Here is a 7,231-nt window from a genome sequence, read left to right on the forward strand (position 1 = left end):
CCGCGTACAGATACGGAAGCAAGACTTGCACGCATTTGGCAGGATGTATTGGGGTTACCAAGCGTAGGCGTGAAGGACAACTTCTTCGAGCTGGGCGGCCACTCGCTGCGGGCAACGACGCTGGTGAGCAGGCTGTACAAGGAAATGAACGTCAACTTCCCGTTAAGAGGTGTGTTCCGTCATCCGACTATCGAGGAGATGTCTCAAGCAATCTCGCAAATGGAGACCTCATGGTATACAGCCATTCCGATTGCCGAGGAGCAAGAATACTACCCGTTATCTTCGGCTCAGTTGCGACTCTATATCATGAGCCAGCTGGAAGGAAGCGAGCTCAGCTACAATATGCCTGGCATGCTGGTGCTTGAAGGACAGCTGAATCGAGATCAATTCCAGACAGCATTTTTGAAGCTCATCGCTCGTCACGAGACTTTACGTACTGGCTTTGAGATGGTAGACGGCGAGCCGATGCAGCGTATCCATCGCAATACGGAATTCGCTATTGACTACAGACAGGTATCCGAGGACGAAGTTCCGGAGATGATTGGACAATTTATCCGACCGTTCGACCTGGAGCATCCGCCATTATTGCGGGTCGGGTTGTTCGAAGTTGGGCAGGATCGGCATATTCTCGTCTTTGATATGCACCATATCATTTCTGACGGTGCCTCAATGAGCAATTTAGTTGATGAATTTACTCGATTGTATGCGAATGAAGAACGGCCGCCGCTGCGTATCCAGTACAAGGATTATGCGGTATGGCAGCAGGCGAGTGAGAATCTTGAGAGGCTGAAGCACCAAGAAGACTATTGGATGAGTATGCTGCAAGGCGATCTTCCGAACACAGAGTTGCCGTTGGATTATGATAGAGCGGCGGTTCGCAGCTTCGAAGGGGAGCAGATCGAATTCGAAATTAACCCGGTTGTGACGGGCCAGCTGAACCAACTTGCTTCTAATCATGAGTGCACGCTGTACATGGTCTTAATGTCCGCCTATCAGATTCTGTTATCCAAATATTGCGGTCAGGAAGACATTATTGTCGGTACTCCTGTTGCGGGTCGCAATCATGCCGATTTGGAGCCATTGATCGGTATGTTCGTCAATACCCTCGCGATTCGTAACCGTCCGCAGGGCGATAAAACGTTCCAATCGTTCTTGGCAGAGGTGAAGGAGTCAACATTAGGGGCATTCGAACATCAGGAGTATCCATTCGAGGAACTGATTGACCTCTTGAAGCTGCAGTGGGAGACAAGCCGCAATCCGCTGTTCGATACGGTGTTCGTCCTCCAGAATACGGAGGAGCGTGAAGCCGGAATTGGTGGATTGACGATATCGCCTTACGTGACAAATGACTCGGTCAGCGCGAAGTTCGATCTGACGCTGTCTGTATCGGAAGAAGACGATGGGATGAAGGGAAGCTTCTTGTATGCTTCCAAGCTGTTCAAAGCAGCTGGCATACACAGAATGATGAGAGATTACTTGTCAATCCTGTCCCAAGTATGCGAGAACCCTCGCATCCGCATTCAAGATATTTCGATAAGTGGACAGCAGACACAGGAAAAGAGCAAGATCGATACGATCGAGTTCGCGTTCTAAAATGTGCTGGCAGCAGGTATTGCGGTAAGGCAGCAACGCCTTACCGCCTCCACACTGAGAAACCGCGCTTATCTAACGATCATAGCTAGGGTTGCAGCTCTATCAATTTGGTTAACTAGGTGCACAACCTTGTTCTACATTTGTACATGTACACAAGCGATACATGCTGAGCTTGGAACTGTGTAATTGCGGGAGCGCGTGGCCGCTGCAGGAACGCGCTCTCCTATTTCATTACACCCGTTAAGACAGGGAGGTTCACGAATGAAGTCGGTATATGAGAAAGAAGAAGCCTATTGGAATGGGATGTTTGATTCGGATGACAGCATGAGCATCTTGCCATATTGCAGTACACACGGAAGAGAAGCGAACGCGGATACGAAAGCCGCCAAAGTGTCTATGATCCGAGCACTCCCAACAGATCTGTCAGACAGAATGAACACCCTTGCGAACGGTTCGGATATTGCCCTGTACATGATTGGATTGGCAGGGGCCACTTGCTTGCTCCACCATTATACGAACCGAGAAAATGTGCTTGTAGGCATGCCGACGATGGATGAATCGGATGATGAGTCATCACCTCGTGACGTACTCATTATGAAGACGAATTTGACACGCGGAAGCAGCTTCCGTTCCGTATTGGGGTCAATTAAGACAGCTGTCGGAGGAGCATTGGAGCATCGTCATCTTCCGTTTCGGAAGATGGTACACAACCTAAACCTGGAGATGGACACGAACGGACTTCCGGTGATGAATACGATAGTGTCTTATTCAGCCATACATACCGCTTCTATCGACCTTAGTGTCAGCTCTGACGTCATATTCCGATTCGATGCGAAGGACGATGGCCTTCATTTGGAGGTGCTTTATGATGAAAGCCGCTATGACGCCTCCTATATTGCTACTCTATTCGAACATTTTTTCCGACTGCTTCATTTTGTGTTATTCCAGCCGGACCAGCCTATCGGCAATGCCGTGTTATTGTCCGAAGATGAGAAGCATCGCCTCCTTCATGAATTTAATGATGTGTGGACGGATTTCCCTCGTCAAGCAACGCTACATCAGTTCATTGAGGAACATGCGGAGCGACAGCCAGAGGCAATCGCGGTTTCTTATGAAGATACCAAGCTGACGTATCGTGAGCTGAATACCCGGGCGAATCGCCTTGCCAGAACACTTAGATCTGAAGGTGTGCAGCCAGAAGCACTAGTTGGGCTCATGGCTGAAAGATCGATCGACATGATTGTTGGGATGCTTGCCGTTTTGAAGGCGGGAGGCGGCTACGTCGCGATTGATCCGGAATATCCGGAGGAGCGCGTTCGCTACATGCTGGAAGATTCGGGTGCTCGTGTCATTCTGGTTCAGCAGCATTTGCAGAATCGTGTGCCAAATACGGAATCAGCAGCTAGACTCCTTATACTTGACGATGAGCAGTCTTATCATGAGGATGCTTCGAAGTTGGAATCGAAGAGTACAGCTGTAGATTTGGCTTGCGTCATCTACACTTCGGGGACAACGGGTAATCCCAAAGGTAACCTGACGACACACCGCAATATCGTACGCATCGTGAAGAATACCAACTATATCGAAATTACGGAGCAGGATAAGGTACTGCAATTATCGAGTTATTCTTTCGATGGCTCCGCATTCGATATTTTCGGGGCATTAACGAATGGGGCCCAACTGGTTCTTGTTCCTCATCATACATTGCTTGATGCACGCAAGCTGGCGGAGCTGATCGAAACGGAGCAAATATCGGTCATGCTGATTACTACCGCTTATTTCAATGTTCTTGTTGACGTAAACGTATCCTGCCTGCGTCATATCCGCGCGATATTGTTCGGAGGCGAGCGCTCCTCTGTCGCGCATGTCCGTAAAGCACTTGAACAGACAGGTCCGGGAAGACTGAAGCATGCCTACGGCCCTTCTGAAAGCACGGTATATGCGACATGGCATGATGTGACAGAGATTCCGGAGCGAGCCGTAAGTGTACCTATCGGTCGTCCAATTAGTAATACAGCCATTTATATCGTCAATGAACGAAATGATTTACAGCCGATAGGGGTATCCGGTGAGCTGTGTGTAGCGGGAGAAGGGTTAGTTCGCGGATATTTGAACCGTCCAGAACTGACTGCACAGAAATTCGTTGATAATCCGTTCGTACCGGGAGAGCGCATGTATCGTACTGGGGACTTGGCGAGATGGCTGTCGGACGGAACGATTGAATATGTTGGCCGAATGGATGATCAGGTGAAAATCAGAGGTCATCGCATCGAGATTGGGGAAGTAGAGGCGCAGCTGCTCAAAGTGGCGCCGATTCAGAAGGCGACGATTGTCGTCCGAGGCCACGAGGACGGAGAGAAGCAGCTGTGCGCATATTATGTAGCAGATCGTCTGCTTCCTGCAGGCGAGATTAGAACAATGCTTGCCAATGAACTGCCTAGTTATATGATTCCGGCATACTTCATTCAGCTTGAACAGATGCCGTTGACGACTAACGGCAAGGTAGATCGCAAAGCCCTGCCAGAACCGGAAGAGCACGTACAAGCAGAGACGGAATATGTGGCGCCTAGAAGTGAACAGGAAATTCGGCTTGCGAGAGTCTGGCAGGAAGTGCTCGGTCTAAGCCGAGTCGGTGCAAAGGATCATTTCTTCGAGCTGGGCGGCCATTCATTACGAGCGACGACACTGGTCAGCAAGCTGCACAAAGAAGAGAATATCAGCCTGTCTCTGCGCGATGTGTTCCGCAATCCTACTTTGGAAGCGATGGCCGCGCTCATGGAAGATGCTCAAGGACGCAAATTCGCACCCATCCCGACAGTTGAGGAGAAGGATGTATATCCGGTATCTTCGGTGCAGAAGCGATTGTTCATTTTGCATCAGCTGGAAGGAGCTGAGCAGAGCTATAACATGCCAGGGGCATTACTGCTTGAGGGTGATGTTGACCGGAACCGATTGGAGTATGCTTTCCGTCAGCTGATCACACGTCACGAAACGCTTCGCACCGGCTTTGAAATGGTGAATGGAGAACCTGTGCAGCGCATTTATCCGACTGTTGATTTTGTAGTGGAAGAGATGTCAGCCCTGGAAAGGTCGGAAGTCGAGGAGCAAATCCGGCAATTCATTCGCGCTTTCGATCTGTCCACAGCGCCACTGTTCAGGGCGGGGCTGATTGAGCTTGCTCCTCAGCGTCACATTCTCCTGTTCGACATGCACCATATCATTTCGGACGGCACGTCAATTGGCATTATGATCGAGGAATTCACAAGCTTATACAGTGGGAATGAGCTTGAGCCGCTTCGCATTCAGTACAAGGACTTTGCTGCGTGGCAACGTTCCGAGGAGCAGATCGAGCAGTTGAAGCGCCAAGAAACTTATTGGTTGCAGCAAATGGAAGGCGTACTTCCTGTGCTTGAGCTGCCTACTGATTATGTACGTCCTGCTGTACAGAGTCATGATGGTGCGCTGTTCGAGTTCTCGCTTGATCGCGAGCAGAGCCAAGAATTGAGGAAATTAGCCGCCGATACGAGAACGACCTTGTACATGGTGCTGCTAGCGGCATACACGATCATCCTTCACAAGTATTCAGGCCAGGAAGACATTGTTGTAGGAACACCGATTGCGGGTCGAACGCATGACGATGTGCAGCCGCTTATCGGTATGTTCGTCAACACGCTGGCGATTCGCAATTATCCTTCAGGAACCAAGTCTGTGCTTACCTACTTGGAGGAAATCAAAGAAACGACGCTGGGAGCGTTCGAGCATCAGGACTATCCGTTCGAGGAACTCGTGGAGAACGTGCAAATTTCGCGAGATATGAGTCGTCATCCGGTGTTCGACACGATGTTCGCCCTTGAGAATACAGAGCATCGGGAATTCGATCTGGATGGTCTTCAGGTGAAGCCATACGGTGCTGAATACGGCATGGCTAAGTTCGACTTGAATCTGACCGTAACAGAAGATGGCGATGGACTCTACTGCACCATGGAGTATGCAACAGCATTGTACAATCGATCGACCATTGAAAGGCTTTGCGGCCATTTCCTGCAGGTCGTTGGAAGCATGACTCATAATCCGCAAGCAGCAATCTCATCACTGCAAATGGTAACCAGCGAGGAGAAGGCTCAACTGCAACATGAATTCAATGGTACGGTTATGGAGTACTCAAGTGACAAGACGGTTCATGAACTGTTTGCGGAACAGGTGGAGCGGACACCGGATGCTGTTGCTGTCGTCTCTGGCAGCGAGCAATTAAGCTACGGAGAGCTGAACCGTAAGGCGAATCAGCTAGCGTGGAAGCTGCGTGAGTATGGGGTGACCGCAGAGCAGCCTGTCGGCATTATTGTCGAGCGAACGCTGGATACAGTCGTCGCAGTGATAGCCGTACTCAAAGCATCGGGCACATTCGTACCGATCGATCCCGAATATCCAGAGACGCGTATTCGCTACATGTTGGCAGACAGCGGGGCTAAGCTGGTTTTGGCGCAATCGGAGCTACCAGGGATCATTTCTGATGACGTCCGCCTAATTGATGTACGCGATAAGTCTCTGTACCAAGGCGACGGAGCTGACGTACCGAATGGCAGCAAACCGTCCAACCTGCTCTATATCATCTACACATCCGGCACGACGGGCAATCCGAAAGGGGTCATGCTGGAGCACGGCAACATGGTTAACCTGCTGCATTATCAGCAGAATGGCACGAACATTCCGATGCCTTCGCGGATATTGCAATATGCGTCTGGCAGCTTCGATGTATGCTATCAGGAAATGTTCTCAGCGCTCCTGTTCGGTGGAAGCTTGTATATGGTCGACAATGAGATGCGCAAGGATCCGGTACGCTTGTTCCAGGAAATCGAAAAGCATGAAATCGACGTGATGTACATTCCAGTGGCGTTCCTGAAATTCATCTTCGCCGAGCCGGAGTGGGCAGAAGCGTTCCCGCGCTGCGTTCGCCATATCATTACGGCGGGCGAGCAGTTGGTCGTGACACCGCAAGTGCAGGCGTGCTTGAAGCGACTCGATATCTGCCTGCATAACCATTATGGGCCATCGGAGACTCATGTCGTGACGACCTATACGATGACGCCGGAAGTTATCGAGGTTGGTCTGCCGCCAATCGGAAAGCCGATCGCGAACACGAGCATTTACATCGTGAACGACAGCTTCGAGCTGCAGCCGATCGGCGTGAAGGGTGAGCTCTACGTATCTGGGGCATGTGTCGGACGCGGGTACTGGGGAAGAACGGACTTAACTGAGGAGAAGTTCCTAGATAACCCGTTCGCCCCTGGTGAGCGGCTGTACAAGACAGGTGACGTAGCGCGCTGGCTTCCAGACGGCAGCATTGAGTATGTGGGCCGAAGCGACCATCAGGTAAAAATTCGGGGCTTCCGCATTGAGCTGGGCGAGGTGGAATCGCAGCTCTTGCATGTACCGGCGGTACAGGAGGCGACCGTGGTGGCACTGGAAGATCATGCGGGCCAGAAGCAGCTGTGCGCGTATTTCGCGGCAGAGCGCTCGCTCACGGCAGGCGAGCTGCGGCAAGCATTGTCGCAGGAGCTGCCAGGCTACATGATTCCGTCCTACTTCGTACAGTTGGAGCGGCTGCCGCTGACGCCGAATGGGAAGATCGATCGGAGAG

The 7,231-nt window shown here is 51.1% G+C and carries 2 protein-coding genes; both read left to right on the forward strand.

Annotated elements, in window-relative coordinates; genetic code table 11:
• Positions 1–1,593 (forward strand): condensation domain-containing protein (locus BP95_RS30560; RefSeq protein ID WP_036667187.1); only part of this gene is annotated, 1,593 nt, incomplete at its 5' end.
• Between the two features lie 261 nt (positions 1,594–1,854).
• Positions 1,855–7,231: non-ribosomal peptide synthetase (locus tag BP95_RS32575; RefSeq protein ID WP_028532706.1), on the forward strand; the 5,377-nt coding region annotated here is incomplete at its 3' end.

The sequence above is a fragment of the Paenibacillus sp. UNC217MF genome (genome assembly GCF_000686865.1).
GTDB lineage: Bacteria > Bacillota > Bacilli > Paenibacillales > Paenibacillaceae > Paenibacillus_B > Paenibacillus_B suaedae.